Genomic DNA, 13,251 nt, shown 5'->3' with positions numbered 1-13,251 from the left:
CAGCACCAAATTTTCTTGCAATCTTAGTTTTAGGTCCAATATATCTTGCCATAATTTTCTAAGGATTATAGATTTTAGATTTCAGATTTCAGATTAATAAATGAGTCCATTTAAAATTTAAAATTTAAAATTTAAAATTCTAATTTATTATACTCTTCTTCTTTTCGGTGGTCTACATCCGTTGTGTGGCATTGGAGTCACATCTACGATTTCACTAACTTCAATTCCTGAATTGTGAATGGTTCTGATAGCAGATTCTCTACCTGCACCAGGACCTTTTACAAACACCTTTACTCTTCTAAGACCTGCATCGTGTGCAACTTGTGAGCAATTTTCAGCAGCCATTTGAGCTGCGAAAGGAGTATTCTTTTTAGAACCTCTGAATCCCATTTTTCCGGCAGATGCCCAAGAGATTACTTCTCCGTTTTTATTTGTCAAAGAAATGATGATATTGTTGAATGACGCCTGAATGTGTGCTTCGCCGATCGCTTCAACTTTTACTTTTCTTTTCTTAACAACTTTAGTCTGTTTTGCCATAATTCTTACCGATTATTTACTTGCTTTTTTCTTGTTAGCAACAGTTTTTCTCTTTCCTTTTCGGGTTCTAGAATTGTTTTTAGTTCTTTGGCCTCTTAAAGGTAATCCCAGTCTGTGACGTATTCCTCGTTGGCAACCAATATCCATCAATCGCTTGATGTTCAATTGTGTTTCAGAACGCAATTCACCTTCTACTTTAATGTTTTCAGTGATGTAGTTTCTGATCAATGCCAATTCATCGTCATTCCATTCGTTGACTTTCTTGTCTTCGCTGATGCCGGCTGCTTTCAGGATTTCGGATGAAGTGCTTCTTCCGATTCCGTAGATGTAAGTTAAGCCGATAACGCCTCTTTTGTTTTTTGGTAAATCAATACCGGAAATTCTCGCCATAATTTAATTTTAGCCTTGTCTTTGTTTAAATTTTGGGTTTTTCTTGTTGATTACAAACAGAACGCCTTTTCTGCGAACGATTTTGCAATCAGCACTTCTTTTTTTGATAGATGCTCTAACTTTCATTTGTTTTGGTTTAATTTTCCAACGGTTAGATGAACTCCAAGTGATTCCACCCCCTTTTGTTTAAATATTTAAATGACCAATAAAACCGAATGATTTTATTTAGTTTTCTTGTTATAATAATTTCCAGATCACTCTGTAATTAGTATCTAAATGTAATTCTTCCTTTCGATAAATCGTAAGGAGAAAGTTCTAACTTTACCTTATCACCAGGTAAAAGTTTAATGTAGTGCATACGCATTTTACCTGAGATATGGGCGATTAATACATGCCCATTCTCAAGTTCAACACGGAACTGCGCATTGGAAAGTGCTTCCGTAATAACGCCGTCTTGTTCTATATGTTTCTGTTTTGCCATTTATTAATTACAGGTTTGTTGTTCTGGATAATTTTGACTGCATCAACCCATCATAATGGTGGTTAAGCAAATACGTGTTGATCTGTTGAACTGTATCGAGGATTACCCCAACCATGATTAAAAGCGATGTACCCCCGAAAAACAGGGCAAATCTATCCGTCTGAACAAACGCTCCGTGCACAATTGCAGGAAGGATTGCAAAGATAGCTAAAAATATTGAGCCAGGCAAAGTTATTTTTGAGAGAATATCATCCAGATAATCAGCGGTATCTTTACCGGGTCTTACCTTAGGAATCAGTCCACCGTTTCTCTTCAGATCATCTGCCATTTGATTCACCGGAATGGTAATCGCTGTGTAAAAGAATGAGAAGATAATAATTAACAGTGCAAACAATACATTATACTGCCAGCTGAATACATTTTTAAATCCTGCCAGGAAGGTGTTGGACTCATCAACTTTAGTTAAAAGTCCCGGAACAAACATTAAAGCCTGTGCAAAAATGATCGGCATTACTCCCGAAGCATTTATTTTAAGTGGAATCCACTGTCTTGCACCTTGCATTAAATTTCTATTTGATCCGCCTCTTGCCTGAGCACGGCTTACATACTGAATAGGAATTTTTCTTACAGCTACTGAAAGGATGATTGCTAAAAGCACCACCAACATCCAGAATAAAACTTCAATTAAAATCATGATTGTTCCTAAACCGCCTTTACCGGTTTGTGTAGCGATTTCCTGGATAAATGCTCCCGGAAGATCTGCCAAAATCCCTACCATAATTAAGATTGAAATACCGTTTCCGATACCTTTATCTGTAATTTTTTCTCCTAACCACATTGCGAATACAGATCCTGCCACCAAAATTACGATACTTGGCAACCAGAACATAACCGATTCGGGATGCACGTAATATGCCGAACCGAACTGTGCGTGCGGTAAGAACATCTGCGTAATTGAAGTAAGGTAAGACGGTGCCTGTACCAAACAAACTGCAATCGTTAACCATCTTGTAATTTGGTTCAGTGTATTTCTGCCGCTTTCACCATCTTTCTGTAATTTCTGAAGGTAAGGAATTGCCATACCCATCAGCTGAACGATAATGGAAGCAGAAATATAAGGCATAATACCGAGTGCCATGATCGACGCCCGGCTGAATGCACCTCCCGTAAACGAAGAAAGCAACCCAAGAAGACCTGCTCCCTGCTTGTTGCCACCCTGGTTTTGGTAATGTTCCAAAAGATTCCCCACCTCGGCCATGTTAATGGCAGGTAGGGAAATATAAGATGCGAATCTATACACGAGGATCAACCCAAGGGTAAAAAGTATCTTCTCCCTAAGTTCCTTAAGACTCCAAATGTTTTTTAGTGTTTGTATAAATTCTTTCATTCGTGTAGATTAAAGAGTAATTGCTTTACCTCCTGCTTTAGCGATAGCTTCTTCAGCAGATTTTGTGAATTTGTGTGCAGAAATTGAAACTCCTGATTTCAATTCGCCTCTACCCATAATTTTCACGATTTCGCTCTTTTTAGCCAATCCGTTTTCTACTAAGATGTCTTTAGTAATTTCGGTGATGTTTTTCGCATCAGCCAAAAGTTGGATGGTATCAAGATTTATCGCTCTGTACTCTTTTCTGTTTACGTTATTGAAACCGAATTTAGGAAGTCTTCTTTGTAAAGGCATCTGTCCACCTTCGAATCCGATTTTCTGAGAATATCCGGCTCTGGATTTCTGACCTTTGTGTCCTTTTGCTGAAGTACCACCTTTTCCGCTTCCCTGTCCTCTACCAAGTCTTTTTGAATTGTGAGTTGAACCCGATGCCGGTCTGATATTATTTAAATTCATTATTTTAAAATTAAAGGTTAAGGTTAAGGCAGAGGTTGAGCATTAACTCAACCTAATCCTTATCCTAAAAATTATTTTTGAACTTCTACTAAATGACTTACCGCCGCTACCATTCCTAAGATAGAAGGAGTAGCTTCGTGTTCAACAACTTGGTGAAGTTTTTTCAATCCTAATGCTTCAAGCGTTCTTTTTTGGGTTTTTGTTCTACCAATAGCGCTTTTTACTTGTTTTACCTGAATTTTTGCCATTGCTTTTATATTAACCGTTAAACACTTTACTTAATGAAACACCTCTAAGTTTTGCGATGTCCTCTGGTCTTCTGATATCCAACAATGCTTTGAAAGTAGCTTTCACCACGTTGTGTGGGTTAGATGAACCTTTAGATTTTGAAAGGATATCGTGTACACCTGCAGACTCCAATACCGCTCTTACCGCACCACCGGCGATAAGCCCTGTACCGTGAGAAGCTGGTCTTAAGAAGATATCAGCTCCACCGTATCTTGCAGAAGTCTGGTGAGGGATTGTGTGGTTGATTACCGGAACTTTCACTAAGTTTTTCTTTGCATCTTCTACAGCTTTAGCAATAGCGGAAGCAACTTCCTTAGATTTTCCTAAACCGAAACCTACGGTTCCTGCCTCGTCTCCTACAACTACAATTGCAGAAAATCCGAAAGCACGACCACCTTTGGTTACTTTGGTTACTCTGTTTACAGCAACGAGACGATCTTTAAGTTCTAATCCTCCCGGTTTTACTTTTTCTATATTATCTAGTCCTAACATATTTCCGAAATTTAATGATTAGAATTTTAGTCCGCCTTCTCTCGCACCGTCAGCAAGAGCTTTCACTCTACCGTGGTAAACGAATCCGTTTCTGTCGAACACTATATTTTCAATACCTGCAGCTTTAGCTTTTTCAGCGATTGCTTTACCTACTTCTGCAGAGATTTCTACTTTGTTACCTTTTGCGTTAAGGCTTCTTGAAGAAGCTGATGCTAAAGTTTTACCTTCTTTATCGTCGATTAATTGCGCGTAAATTTCTTTGTTGCTTTTGTAAACAGATAATCTTGGTAATTCTGAAGAGCCGGAAATTTTTCCTCTTACTCTTCTTTTAATTCTATTTCTTTTTTCTAATTTGCTTAGTGCCATTTTCTTAAGTTTTAAAATTAAGCAGATTTACCAGCTTTACGTCTAACAATTTCTCCTACGAATCTAACTCCTTTTCCTTTGTAAGGCTCAGGTTTTCTGAAAGATCTGATCTTTGCAGCAACCATCCCTAGGAGTTGTTTGTCATATGAAGACAAAGTAATAATAGGGTTTTTACCTTTTTCAGATAAAGTATCTAACGTAATTTCTTTTGGAAGGTCCATCACGATACCGTGGGAGAATCCTAAAGCCATATCCAGTCTGTTACCTTGGTGTGATGCTCTGTAACCTACCCCTACCAATTCCAGTTTTTTTGTAAAACCTTCAGAGGTTCCCACAATCATGTTATTGATTAACGCTCTGTAAAGACCGTGTAATGCTTTATGTTGTTTTGAGTCGGACGGTCTTTCTAAAGTAAGTATTCCGTCTTCTTGTTTTAGAGTGATTCCTTCACTGATTTGCTGTGTAAGTTCGCCTTTCGGTCCTTTCACAGTTACTAAACCGTCTTTTTCGGTTATGGTAACATTAGCTGGAATTTCTATAATTGATTTACCAATTCTTGACATTTTCCTTTGATTAAAAATTAATAAACATAGCAGATTACCTCTCCACCAACTTTTTCTTGTCTAGCTTTTTTATCTGTCATTACTCCTTTAGAAGTTGAGATAATAGCAATACCCAAACCGTTCAATACTCTTGGCAGTTCCTCAGAACCTTTGTATTGTCTTAAACCTGGTCTTGAAGCTCTTTGAATGCTTTTGATCGCAGGTTTGTTGGTTTGTTTGTCGTACTTCAAAGCGATTTTGATATTTCCTTGAACAGCGCTATCTTCGAACTTGTAGTTCAGGATATAACCCTGGTCAAATAAAATTTTTGTAATCTCCTTTTTGATTTTCGATGCAGGAATATCCACCACTTTGTGGCCTGCGCTTTGTGCGTTCCTTACTCTGGTTAGGAAATCTGAAATTGGATCTGTTACCATTTTTCTATTTTAAATTATTGGTTTATGATAGTTAGTTTTTATGGCTTTAGGCTGTAAGCATTAGGCTTTATGCATTTTTGCCTCCGGCTTATTGCCTACAGCGTACGGCTCATAAACTTTACTATCTCGATTGTTCTAAATTGTTACCAACTTGCTTTTTTCACTCCCGGGATCAAACCTGCATTGGCCATTTCGCGGAAAGTTACTCTAGAAATACCGAAAGTTCTCATGTATCCTCTTGGTCTTCCTGTTAATTTACATCTGTTGTGTAATCTTACTGGTGAAGCGTCTTTCGGCAATTTTTGTAATGCTTCGTAATCTCCGGCTTCTTTCAAAGCTTTTCTTTTCTCGGCATATTTTGCTACTGTAGCTTCTCTTTTGCGCTCACGCGCTTTCATTGATTCTTTAGCCATCTTTTAGTTCTTTTTGAAAGGTAAACCGAAGTGAGTTAATAATGCTTTTGCTTCTTTGTCAGTTTTCGCGGTAGTAACGAAAGTAATGTCCATCCCTTGGATTTTTTTCACTTTGTCGATTACGATTTCAGGGAAAATGATTTGTTCAGTGATTCCCAAGTTGTAATTTCCTCTACCATCGAAACCATCAGCTTTAATACCAGAGAAATCTCTGATTCGTGGTAAAGCTGAAGAAGTAAGACGATCTAAGAACTCATACATTTGGTTAGCTCTTAAAGTTACTCTTGCTCCTACTGGCATTCCTTTTCTTAGTTTGAAAGCTGCCTCATCTTTCTTAGAGATTGTACCAACTGCTTTTTGGCCGGTGATTGCGGTAAGTTCTTCAACTGCATAATCCACAATTTTTTTATCGGCTGTAGCAGCTCCTAAACCTTGCGAAATAACGATCTTTTCTAATTTAGGTACCTGCATTACAGATTTGTACCCAAATTCTTCCATCATCGCAGGAACAATTTTCTCTTTATAATTTTGTTTTGGTCTTGCTATATATTGCATCGTCTTTTTAATTATAAGGTTTCACCGGTTGTTTTGGCAACTCTTACTTTCTTATCACCTTCCACTTTTACTCCAGTTTTGGTAGCTTTACCATTTTTGTCGATAAGTGCTACGTTTGAAATATGGATAGATGCTTCTTTCTCTACAATTCCGCCTTGTGGGTTTGCTGCTGAAGGTTTAGTATGTTTTTTAACGATATTTAAACCTGCAACGATCACTCTAGCGTCTTTGCCTTCTTTTCTGATCACTTCAATAACTTCACCTTTTTTACCTTTGATTTCTTTTCTTCCGGTAGTGATGATTACGTTATCTCCTCTTTTGATTTTTAACTTTGTCATTTTCTGTAAATTTTAAAATTAAAGTACTTCAGGAGCTAATGAAATGACTTTCATATATTCTTTATCTCTTAGTTCACGAGCAACCGGTCCGAAAACACGGGTTCCTCTCATTTCTCCTGCAGCATTTAGAAGTACGCAAGCGTTATCGTCGAATTTGATGTATGAACCATCTTTTCTTCTTACTGCTTTTTTAGTTCTTACAACTACTGCTTTAGAAACGGTTCCTTTTTTAGCGTTTCCTTGTGGTGTAGAATCCTTGATAGTTACTACGATTTTATCACCAACTGAAGCATATCTCCTTCTGGTTCCTCCCAGAACTCTGATCACTAGTACTTCTTTTGCACCTGTGTTATCAGCAACTTTTAATCTTGATTCGGTTTGTAACATTACTTAGCTTTTTCAATGATTCGTACTAATCTCCATCTTTTACTTTTACTTAAAGGTCTTGTTTCAGTAATTAATACTGTATCGCCTTCAGTACACTCGTTGTTTTCGTCGTGAGCGGTATATTTTTTCGTTTTTAGAACGAATTTACCGTACATCGGGTGCTTTACTCTGGTAGTTTCACTTACAACAATGGTTTTTTCCATTTTATTGCTGGAAACAATTCCGATTCTTTCTTTTCTTAAATTTCTATCCATGATAAAATGAAATTCTTATTGTTGTTTTAGTGTTAATTCAGTTTCTAGACGAGCGATCGTTTTTCTCAAGTCTTTGATTTGAATTGGATTTTCAATCGGGCTGATTGCGTGTGCCAGTTTCAATTTGTTGAAATCTGCTTTAGCTTCAGCTAATTTGTTCTGGATATCTCCTGCGCTTAGATTTTTGATGTCAGCTTTTTTCATAATAATTGAAGATTATTGAGGTTGAACAAAATCGTTAGCGACTACAAATTTGGTAACTACCGGTAATTTTTGTGCGGCAAGTCTTAGTGCTTCTTTCGCTACATCGTAAGGAACACCACCTACTTCGAACATAATTTTTCCTGGTTTTACTACAGATACCCAATATTCCACGGCACCTTTACCTTTACCCATACGTACTTCGGCTGGCTTCTTGGTGATAGGCTTATCCGGGAAGATTTTGATCCATAGTTGACCTTCTCTTTTCATATATCTTGTAGCAGCGATACGAGCTGCTTCAATTTGTCTTGCAGTGATCCAAGCTCCTTCAGTTGCTTTGATACCGAAAGTTCCGTAAGCAAGTTGATTCCCTCTTTGGGCAATCCCCTTCATTTTCATCTTGTGAACTTTACGGAATTTGGTTCTTTTTGGTTGTAACATAATTTCTTAAATTTTAGATTTTAGATTTTAGCTTTTAAAAAAGTAACGGTCATTTAAAACTGTCCTCTAAAATTTTATTAATTATTTTCTTTCTCTTGGTCTTCTGTCTCCTCTATCGCCTCTATCGTTTCTCTCTCCTCTTCCTCCAGATGCTTTCTTTTGTTGGCCTACTAATGGAGATAAGTCTCTTTTTCCGTAAACTTCTCCTTTCATGATCCAAACTTTCACACCTAGTTTTCCGTACTGAGTTAATGCTTCACCGATATGATAATCGATATCTGCACGGAAAGTTGACAATGGGATTCTTCCTTCTTTGAAAGATTCGCTTCTTGCCATCTCAGCTCCGTTCAATCTTCCAGAAATCTGAACTTTGATTCCTTCCGCTCCCATTCTCATGGTGCTTTGAATTGCCATTTTCACGGCTCTTCTATAAGAAATACGGTTTTCGATTTGTTTTGCGATGCTGTCAGCAACCAATACTGCGTCCAGTTCAGGTCTTTTGATTTCGAAGATATTGATTTGGATATCCTTATCGGTAATCTTTTTCAATTCTTCTTTTAATTTATCAACTTCCTGTCCTCCTTTACCGATGATTAATCCCGGTCTAGCGGTAGTGATGGTTACTGTTACTAATTTTAGGGTTCTTTCAATATAAATTTTTGAAATACCACCTTTAGATAATCTAGCTTCAAGGTATCTTCTGATTTTGTAATCTTCAGCGATTCTGTCGCCATAGTTTTTACCACCAAACCAGTTCGAATCCCATCCTCTGATGATACCTAATCTGTTACCAATTGGATTTGTCTTCTGTCCCATACCTTGATTATTTATTGTCTTTAGTACCTAAAATTAGTGTAATGTGGTTCGATCTTTTTCTGATTCTGTGTCCTCTACCTTGTGGTGCAGGTCTTAGTCTCTTCAATTGTCTAGCACTATCAACCATAATTTCTTTTACGATTAAGTTTGCTTCTTCGATATCCGCTCCTTCATTTTTAGCTTGCCAGTTTGCCATTGCAGAAAGAAGAACTTTCTCCAATTTGTTGGAAGCTTCTTTTTTAGAAAACTTAAGGATAGCTAAAGCTTTATCTACTTCTACTCCTCTGATGATATCAGCAACTAATCTCATCTTTCTTGGAGAAGATGGGCAATCATTATGTAACGCTTTTGCTACATCTTGGTTTGCTATTTTACGTGCTAATGCACTTTCTCTTTTTCTTGATCCCATGATTATCTACCTCCTTTATTTTTGTTACCACCGTGACCTCTGAAAGATCTTGTCGGAGAAAATTCGCCTAACTTGTGACCTACCATGTTTTCGGTTACATAAACCGGGATAAAAGATTTCCCGTTGTGTACTGCGATGGTTTGTCCTACGAAGTCCGGAGAGATCATTGACGCTCGAGACCAAGTTTTAATTACTGTCTTTTTATTAGACTCTATATTTGCCTGAACCTTCTTATCTAAAGTATGATGAATGAAAGGTCCTTTCTTAAGTGATCTTGCCATAATTATTTTCTTTTAGATACGATAAATCGGTTAGACGCTTTGTTTTTCTTTCTAGTTTTGTAACCTTTAGCCGGTTTACCGTTTCTAGATCTTGGGTGACCTCCTGAAGAACGTCCTTCACCACCTCCCATTGGGTGATCAACTGGGTTCATTACCACTGGTCTTGTTCTAGGTCTTCTTCCCAACCATCTGCTTCTACCTGCTTTACCAGATACGGTAAGTTGGTGGTCGCCGTTAGAAACAGATCCGATCATAGCCATACATTCAGTAAGAATCATTCTAGATTCACCTGAAGGCAATTTTACGATTGCATATTTACCGTCTCTTGAAGTTAACTGAGCTGAAGATCCTGCACTTCTTGCCATCACCGCACCTTGACCAGGTTTTAGTTCGATACAAGATACTACAGTACCTAAAGGAATATTCTTCAACTTCATTGCATTACCTACGTTAGGTTCTGCAGCCTCCGCAGCGATTACTTTCTGATCTACTTTGATACCATTCGGAGCGATGATATATCTCTTCTCTCCATCTGTGTACTCAACTAGCGCGATGAAAGCCGTTCTGTTCGGATCGTACTCTACAGTTTTTACCGTTCCTTCAACATCAAACTTGTTTCTTTTGAAGTCGATAATTCTGTACTTTTGTTTGTGTCCACCTCCGGTGTAACGCATGGTCATTTTACCAGTATTGTTACGACCACCTGACTTTTTAATACCAACGGTTAGAGACTTCTCTGGTTTGTTGGTAGTAATTTCCTCAAAGTTGTTTACAACTCTGAATCTCTGTCCCGGGGTGATAGGTTTTAATTTTCTAACAGACATTACTATTGTTTATAATTAATTCGTTGCAAAAATATCAATTACTTCACCTTCTGCAAGGGAAACAACTGCTTTCTTCATTTTGTTGGTTTTCCCAACCTGTAATCCTTTTTTGGTGTATTTCGATGAAACTTTAGGAGCGTAAATCATTGTTCTTACGTCTGCTACTTTTACACCATAAGCATCTTCTACTGCTTTTTTGATCTGGATTTTATTCGCTTTTGTATTCACAAAAAAAGAAAATGCTCCTCTCAAATCGGTAAGATAGTTTGCTTTTTCTGAAATGATTGGTTTAATAATAATAGACATGATTTATTTTCTTAAGTTTTCCTGAAATTTCTCGATAGCACCTTCTAAAAATACAATCTCTCCAGCATTTACTAAATCATAAGAACTGATCTCGTTATAAGTCAATACTTTAGTTTTAGGTAAGTTTCTTGATGACAGATATACATTTTTGTTAGCTTCTGGTAAAATGTAAAGAGATTTTTTACCTTCGAATCCTAATGCATTGTTCAGTGTGATAAATTCTTTAGTTTTTGGAGCTTCAAAGTTGAAAGCTTCTAAAACTTTAATAGAATTGTCTCTCATTTTCTGAGAAAGCACAGATTTTTTCGCTAATCTTTTCAAAGCTTTGTTCAATTTGAATCTGTAGTCTCTTGGTTTTGGACCGAACACTCTACCTCCACCTCTGAATGTAGGAGATTTGATATCCCCGTATCTTGCAGATCCAGATCCTTTCTGCTTTTTAAGCTTTTTAGTAGAAGCTGTAATTTCGCTTCTTTCTTTTGATTTATGTGTCCCTTGTCTTTGTGCAGCAAGGTATTGTTTCACTTCTAAGTAAACCGCGTGCTGATTTGGCTCAATTCCGAAGATTGCCTCGTCTAACTGAACTGTTCTTCCGGTTTCTTTTCCTGATGTATTGAATACTACTAGTTCCATTTTCTGATAATTACATAAGAATTTTTTGCTCCCGGAACAGCACCTTTTACTACTAAAAGATTTTGTTCTTCATCTACTCTTAACACTTGAAGGTTTTGTACAGTAACTTGCTTACCTCCCATTCTACCTGCCATACGCATTCCTTTGAATACTCTTGACGGGTCGGATCCTGCACCGATAGAACCAGGAGCTCTTAATCTGTTGTGCTGTCCGTGAGTCGCTTGCATTACCCCACCGAAGTTGTGTCTTTTAACAACCCCTTGGAAACCTTTACCTTTTGAAGTTCCTGTAACGTCAACAAATTCGCCTTCTGCGAACAAATCAACTTTCACTTCATCTCCAACGCTTAATTTGTCTACGAATTCATGATAGAATTCTACCAATTTAGCTTTTGGAGCAGAACCAGCCTTCTTGAAATGGCCGGCTAACGCTTTACCAACGTTCTTTTCACTCTTGTCATCGAAACCAAGCTGAGCAGCTTTGTACCCATCTTTTTCTATGGTTCTGACCTGTAAAACCGAGCAAGGACCAGCTTGAATAACTGTACATGGCATGTTTTTGCCATTTTCGTCAAACAAGGAAGTCATCCCGATTTTTTTACCAATAATACCTGACATTATTTATATATTATATTAAGTTCACGTTTGTCAATCGAGGTTTAGGTGATTTCTATTTCTGAAATAGGCATACTTCTTCCCTAAATTGAGTGTGCAAATGTATGAAGTTTTTTTGAATTGACAAACAGTGAGTTAAAAATATTTTGCGAAAAATGCAAAAAACTTCAGCGCCTGCTGAAGTTCTGAAGTCATTGATTATGAAAGCAAAAGGATTTCGCTTAATTTGGGCGGAAAATGTCATTTTTAGGTCCGGAAGCGTTTATTTATTGGACCCCAGTTCCTGCCCATATTATAATTTAAAATCAATGCAATCAAAAACCCAGAGGGACTTCCAGCTGCAGCTGTTCCCATTCGGAAAAACGGTCAAAGAAATTTTTGTTTTGTTCGTTATCCATTTTTATTGATTTTTATTTCGATGATAAAAAAAGAAATACGATGCTAAATTTCTATGGATGTTATTCAGAAAGAGAACATTACAAAAGATTTCCTCTTTGTTCGACACGGACGTTAAATATTTAATTACTAATCAGGATAACTAATTTTAAGACTTAATTCCAAAGGGTTATTATATTTTCTGATTCGATATCGCTCTGCGGTTTCGTAGGCGCGGAATTTTTGCTCATTGTCGATCTTTGTTCCGTCTTCGGTGATCAGCGGACTTTTTTTATAATCAATTTCCCGCGTAATGAGGGTTTGCAAGGGTGATTTATAATGCTGAAGGAGCATCTTCTCATATTGTGCGTAGGAAATTTCAACCGGTTTTATGAACTGATTGTTATACAGGTCGACGACGGACGTTTGTTTTATCAATTGAGAACGGATGAGTTTAAAGCTGAAATTATTGCCGTCATCGCTCAATTCAGCGATCAATCCCGGAAGTCCGGAGAATTTGTGAGGACCTTCCTGCAAGGGAATTTCAGCAGCAAACCAAGCTTCCCAATTTCTGCCGCTCCACGTCGTTGTTGCCTTCTGTAGTTTCAGGTTGCCTAACCTTTTGGTTTCCTGATGTATTTTCCAGTTCTGAGACGGTTGGTCTTTCATTAAAAAACTGTCAAATCCTTTAAATGTGATGGTAGAAACTTTGCCACCTTTTCTGTCCCTGGACAAAAGGTCCGTCATCTTTCCTTCGAGCCCAAAAGGTTGATTGGCTTTTTGAAGCGAATCTGCAATAAAATACTTACGTTCGTAGAAATAGGATTTATCGGAGTTTACATCCAGATGAAAGTAGGCTTGTTTTGTCAGCGTATCTTCCGCACTTAATTTATATTGATAATCGTAAATAAAGCGGTTGGTTTGGGCATAGAAACCAACAGAAATGAGCATAAAGGCAGCGTACAGATTCTTCATTCATTATATTTGTGATGTAAATCTATAAAAAAATTCCCTTTTCTTGCGAAAAG

At 37.5% G+C, this 13,251-nt stretch carries 26 protein-coding genes; all 26 read right to left on the bottom strand.

Annotation, left to right across the window (positions count from 1 at the left end):
• Nucleotides 1–147: 147 nt before the first annotated feature.
• The 26 genes from rpsK to V5N63_RS03985 all read right to left on the bottom strand — a co-directional run bounded on the left by rpsK (nucleotide 148) and on the right by V5N63_RS03985 (nucleotide 13,198).
• Nucleotides 148–537: a 30S ribosomal protein S11 gene (gene rpsK / locus V5N63_RS04110; RefSeq protein ID WP_088469642.1), complete on the bottom strand. Its 390-nt coding sequence runs from the start codon at nucleotides 535–537 to the stop codon at nucleotides 148–150.
• Between the two features lie 12 nt (nucleotides 538–549).
• Nucleotides 550–927, bottom strand: a complete 378-nt coding sequence (gene rpsM / locus V5N63_RS04105; RefSeq protein ID WP_055041710.1) for a 30S ribosomal protein S13 — start codon at nucleotides 925–927, stop codon at nucleotides 550–552.
• Between the two features lie 9 nt (nucleotides 928–936).
• Nucleotides 937–1,053 (bottom strand): 50S ribosomal protein L36, encoded by a 117-nt coding sequence (gene rpmJ, locus V5N63_RS04100; RefSeq protein WP_007839480.1) that lies wholly within the window; start codon nucleotides 1,051–1,053, stop codon nucleotides 937–939.
• Between the two features lie 139 nt (nucleotides 1,054–1,192).
• The gene (infA, locus tag V5N63_RS04095) at nucleotides 1,193–1,408 is read right to left on the bottom strand and encodes a translation initiation factor IF-1 (protein WP_031503426.1); all 216 of its coding nucleotides are present in this window, start codon (nucleotides 1,406–1,408) and stop codon (nucleotides 1,193–1,195) included.
• Between the two features lie 7 nt (nucleotides 1,409–1,415).
• Nucleotides 1,416–2,795 carry a preprotein translocase subunit SecY gene (gene secY / locus V5N63_RS04090; protein ID WP_332032925.1) on the bottom strand — a complete coding sequence of 460 codons (1,380 nt, stop codon included), beginning with the start codon at nucleotides 2,793–2,795 and terminating at the stop codon, nucleotides 1,416–1,418.
• A 9-nt stretch (nucleotides 2,796–2,804) separates the two neighbouring features.
• Nucleotides 2,805–3,251, bottom strand: a complete 447-nt coding sequence (rplO, locus tag V5N63_RS04085; protein ID WP_332032924.1) for a 50S ribosomal protein L15 — start codon at nucleotides 3,249–3,251, stop codon at nucleotides 2,805–2,807.
• A gap of 71 nt (nucleotides 3,252–3,322) precedes the next feature.
• On the bottom strand, nucleotides 3,323–3,499 hold the full coding sequence (gene rpmD, locus V5N63_RS04080) for a 50S ribosomal protein L30 (RefSeq protein WP_088469638.1): 177 nt from the start codon (nucleotides 3,497–3,499) through the stop codon (nucleotides 3,323–3,325).
• Between the two features lie 10 nt (nucleotides 3,500–3,509).
• The gene (gene rpsE / locus V5N63_RS04075; protein WP_088469637.1) at nucleotides 3,510–4,031 is read right to left on the bottom strand and encodes a 30S ribosomal protein S5; all 522 of its coding nucleotides are present in this window, start codon (nucleotides 4,029–4,031) and stop codon (nucleotides 3,510–3,512) included.
• Between the two features lie 18 nt (nucleotides 4,032–4,049).
• Complete coding sequence (rplR, locus tag V5N63_RS04070; protein WP_255930717.1) at nucleotides 4,050–4,397, bottom strand: 50S ribosomal protein L18; 348 nt, start codon at nucleotides 4,395–4,397, stop codon at nucleotides 4,050–4,052.
• Between the two features lie 17 nt (nucleotides 4,398–4,414).
• Complete coding sequence (gene rplF / locus V5N63_RS04065; protein ID WP_332018516.1) at nucleotides 4,415–4,960, bottom strand: 50S ribosomal protein L6; 546 nt, start codon at nucleotides 4,958–4,960, stop codon at nucleotides 4,415–4,417.
• Nucleotides 4,961–4,977: 17 nt separating this feature from the next.
• Nucleotides 4,978–5,376, bottom strand: coding sequence for a 30S ribosomal protein S8 (rpsH, locus tag V5N63_RS04060; protein ID WP_055041716.1), 399 nt, complete (start codon nucleotides 5,374–5,376; stop codon nucleotides 4,978–4,980).
• 143 nt (nucleotides 5,377–5,519) lie between these two features.
• Nucleotides 5,520–5,789: a 30S ribosomal protein S14 gene (gene rpsN, locus V5N63_RS04055; RefSeq protein WP_031503409.1), complete on the bottom strand. Its 270-nt coding sequence runs from the start codon at nucleotides 5,787–5,789 to the stop codon at nucleotides 5,520–5,522.
• A 3-nt stretch (nucleotides 5,790–5,792) separates the two neighbouring features.
• The gene (rplE, locus tag V5N63_RS04050; protein ID WP_055041717.1) at nucleotides 5,793–6,344 is read right to left on the bottom strand and encodes a 50S ribosomal protein L5; all 552 of its coding nucleotides are present in this window, start codon (nucleotides 6,342–6,344) and stop codon (nucleotides 5,793–5,795) included.
• A gap of 11 nt (nucleotides 6,345–6,355) precedes the next feature.
• Nucleotides 6,356–6,682 carry a 50S ribosomal protein L24 gene (gene rplX / locus V5N63_RS04045; protein ID WP_055041718.1) on the bottom strand — a complete coding sequence of 109 codons (327 nt, stop codon included), beginning with the start codon at nucleotides 6,680–6,682 and terminating at the stop codon, nucleotides 6,356–6,358.
• 18 nt (nucleotides 6,683–6,700) lie between these two features.
• The gene (gene rplN / locus V5N63_RS04040) at nucleotides 6,701–7,069 is read right to left on the bottom strand and encodes a 50S ribosomal protein L14 (protein WP_031503404.1); all 369 of its coding nucleotides are present in this window, start codon (nucleotides 7,067–7,069) and stop codon (nucleotides 6,701–6,703) included.
• The gene (rpsQ, locus tag V5N63_RS04035; protein WP_088263399.1) at nucleotides 7,069–7,326 is read right to left on the bottom strand and encodes a 30S ribosomal protein S17; all 258 of its coding nucleotides are present in this window, start codon (nucleotides 7,324–7,326) and stop codon (nucleotides 7,069–7,071) included. The genes rplN and rpsQ overlap by 1 nt, the downstream gene beginning before the upstream one ends.
• Nucleotides 7,327–7,338: 12 nt before the next feature.
• On the bottom strand, nucleotides 7,339–7,527 hold the full coding sequence (gene rpmC / locus V5N63_RS04030; RefSeq protein ID WP_055041719.1) for a 50S ribosomal protein L29: 189 nt from the start codon (nucleotides 7,525–7,527) through the stop codon (nucleotides 7,339–7,341).
• Between the two features lie 12 nt (nucleotides 7,528–7,539).
• On the bottom strand, nucleotides 7,540–7,965 hold the full coding sequence (gene rplP, locus V5N63_RS04025; protein WP_031503399.1) for a 50S ribosomal protein L16: 426 nt from the start codon (nucleotides 7,963–7,965) through the stop codon (nucleotides 7,540–7,542).
• An 81-nt stretch (nucleotides 7,966–8,046) separates the two neighbouring features.
• Entirely contained in the window at nucleotides 8,047–8,781 is a 735-nt protein-coding gene (gene rpsC / locus V5N63_RS04020; RefSeq protein WP_055041720.1) for a 30S ribosomal protein S3, read from the bottom strand.
• A gap of 7 nt (nucleotides 8,782–8,788) precedes the next feature.
• Nucleotides 8,789–9,190 carry a 50S ribosomal protein L22 gene (gene rplV, locus V5N63_RS04015; RefSeq protein ID WP_031503600.1) on the bottom strand — a complete coding sequence of 134 codons (402 nt, stop codon included), beginning with the start codon at nucleotides 9,188–9,190 and terminating at the stop codon, nucleotides 8,789–8,791.
• Nucleotides 9,191–9,192: 2 nt separating this feature from the next.
• Complete coding sequence (gene rpsS / locus V5N63_RS04010) at nucleotides 9,193–9,471, bottom strand: 30S ribosomal protein S19 (RefSeq protein ID WP_028122169.1); 279 nt, start codon at nucleotides 9,469–9,471, stop codon at nucleotides 9,193–9,195.
• A 2-nt stretch (nucleotides 9,472–9,473) separates the two neighbouring features.
• Entirely contained in the window at nucleotides 9,474–10,295 is an 822-nt protein-coding gene (rplB, locus tag V5N63_RS04005) for a 50S ribosomal protein L2 (RefSeq protein WP_332032923.1), read from the bottom strand.
• A gap of 15 nt (nucleotides 10,296–10,310) precedes the next feature.
• Nucleotides 10,311–10,601 (bottom strand): 50S ribosomal protein L23, encoded by a 291-nt coding sequence (rplW, locus tag V5N63_RS04000; protein WP_332032922.1) that lies wholly within the window; start codon nucleotides 10,599–10,601, stop codon nucleotides 10,311–10,313.
• Nucleotides 10,602–10,604: 3 nt separating this feature from the next.
• Nucleotides 10,605–11,234 carry a 50S ribosomal protein L4 gene (gene rplD / locus V5N63_RS03995; protein WP_055041723.1) on the bottom strand — a complete coding sequence of 210 codons (630 nt, stop codon included), beginning with the start codon at nucleotides 11,232–11,234 and terminating at the stop codon, nucleotides 10,605–10,607.
• Nucleotides 11,225–11,851 (bottom strand): 50S ribosomal protein L3, encoded by a 627-nt coding sequence (gene rplC / locus V5N63_RS03990; protein WP_055041724.1) that lies wholly within the window; start codon nucleotides 11,849–11,851, stop codon nucleotides 11,225–11,227. The genes rplD and rplC overlap by 10 nt, the downstream gene beginning before the upstream one ends.
• Before the next feature lie 522 nt (nucleotides 11,852–12,373).
• Nucleotides 12,374–13,198, bottom strand: a complete 825-nt coding sequence (locus V5N63_RS03985; RefSeq protein WP_332032921.1) for a GLPGLI family protein — start codon at nucleotides 13,196–13,198, stop codon at nucleotides 12,374–12,376.
• Nucleotides 13,199–13,251 lie beyond the last annotated feature (53 nt).

This window comes from Kaistella sp. (assembly GCF_032060305.1).
Lineage (GTDB): Bacteria > Bacteroidota > Bacteroidia > Flavobacteriales > Weeksellaceae > Kaistella > Kaistella yananensis.
This window is presented reverse-complemented; position numbering and strand designations above follow the sequence as displayed.

What these genes read in the sequence shown, in the direction of transcription:
- rpsK (WP_088469642.1), bottom strand. Translation starts at nt 537, where the DNA reads ATGGCAAAACAGACTAAAGTTGTTAAGAAAAGAAAAGTAAAAGTTGAA.
- rpsM (WP_055041710.1), bottom strand. Translation starts at nt 927, where the DNA reads ATGGCGAGAATTTCCGGTATTGATTTACCAAAAAACAAAAGAGGCGTT.
- rpmJ (WP_007839480.1), bottom strand. Translation starts at nt 1,053, where the DNA reads ATGAAAGTTAGAGCATCTATCAAAAAAAGAAGTGCTGATTGCAAAATC.
- infA (WP_031503426.1), bottom strand. Translation starts at nt 1,408, where the DNA reads ATGGCAAAACAGAAACATATAGAACAAGACGGCGTTATTACGGAAGCA.
- secY (WP_332032925.1), bottom strand. Translation starts at nt 2,795, where the DNA reads ATGAAAGAATTTATACAAACACTAAAAAACATTTGGAGTCTTAAGGAA.
- rplO (WP_332032924.1), bottom strand. Translation starts at nt 3,251, where the DNA reads ATGAATTTAAATAATATCAGACCGGCATCGGGTTCAACTCACAATTCA.
- rpmD (WP_088469638.1), bottom strand. Translation starts at nt 3,499, where the DNA reads ATGGCAAAAATTCAGGTAAAACAAGTAAAAAGCGCTATTGGTAGAACA.
- rpsE (WP_088469637.1), bottom strand. Translation starts at nt 4,031, where the DNA reads ATGTTAGGACTAGATAATATAGAAAAAGTAAAACCGGGAGGATTAGAA.
- rplR (WP_255930717.1), bottom strand. Translation starts at nt 4,397, where the DNA reads ATGGCACTAAGCAAATTAGAAAAAAGAAATAGAATTAAAAGAAGAGTA.
- rplF (WP_332018516.1), bottom strand. Translation starts at nt 4,960, where the DNA reads ATGTCAAGAATTGGTAAATCAATTATAGAAATTCCAGCTAATGTTACC.
- rpsH (WP_055041716.1), bottom strand. Translation starts at nt 5,376, where the DNA reads ATGGTAACAGATCCAATTTCAGATTTCCTAACCAGAGTAAGGAACGCA.
- rpsN (WP_031503409.1), bottom strand. Translation starts at nt 5,789, where the DNA reads ATGGCTAAAGAATCAATGAAAGCGCGTGAGCGCAAAAGAGAAGCTACA.
- rplE (WP_055041717.1), bottom strand. Translation starts at nt 6,344, where the DNA reads ATGCAATATATAGCAAGACCAAAACAAAATTATAAAGAGAAAATTGTT.
- rplX (WP_055041718.1), bottom strand. Translation starts at nt 6,682, where the DNA reads ATGACAAAGTTAAAAATCAAAAGAGGAGATAACGTAATCATCACTACC.
- rplN (WP_031503404.1), bottom strand. Translation starts at nt 7,069, where the DNA reads ATGTTACAAACCGAATCAAGATTAAAAGTTGCTGATAACACAGGTGCA.
- rpmC (WP_055041719.1), bottom strand. Translation starts at nt 7,527, where the DNA reads ATGAAAAAAGCTGACATCAAAAATCTAAGCGCAGGAGATATCCAGAAC.
- rplP (WP_031503399.1), bottom strand. Translation starts at nt 7,965, where the DNA reads ATGTTACAACCAAAAAGAACCAAATTCCGTAAAGTTCACAAGATGAAA.
- rpsC (WP_055041720.1), bottom strand. Translation starts at nt 8,781, where the DNA reads ATGGGACAGAAGACAAATCCAATTGGTAACAGATTAGGTATCATCAGA.
- rplV (WP_031503600.1), bottom strand. Translation starts at nt 9,190, where the DNA reads ATGGGATCAAGAAAAAGAGAAAGTGCATTAGCACGTAAAATAGCAAAC.
- rpsS (WP_028122169.1), bottom strand. Translation starts at nt 9,471, where the DNA reads ATGGCAAGATCACTTAAGAAAGGACCTTTCATTCATCATACTTTAGAT.
- rplB (WP_332032923.1), bottom strand. Translation starts at nt 10,295, where the DNA reads ATGTCTGTTAGAAAATTAAAACCTATCACCCCGGGACAGAGATTCAGA.
- rplW (WP_332032922.1), bottom strand. Translation starts at nt 10,601, where the DNA reads ATGTCTATTATTATTAAACCAATCATTTCAGAAAAAGCAAACTATCTT.
- rplD (WP_055041723.1), bottom strand. Translation starts at nt 11,234, where the DNA reads ATGGAACTAGTAGTATTCAATACATCAGGAAAAGAAACCGGAAGAACA.
- rplC (WP_055041724.1), bottom strand. Translation starts at nt 11,851, where the DNA reads ATGTCAGGTATTATTGGTAAAAAAATCGGGATGACTTCCTTGTTTGAC.
- V5N63_RS03985 (WP_332032921.1), bottom strand. Translation starts at nt 13,198, where the DNA reads ATGAAGAATCTGTACGCTGCCTTTATGCTCATTTCTGTTGGTTTCTAT.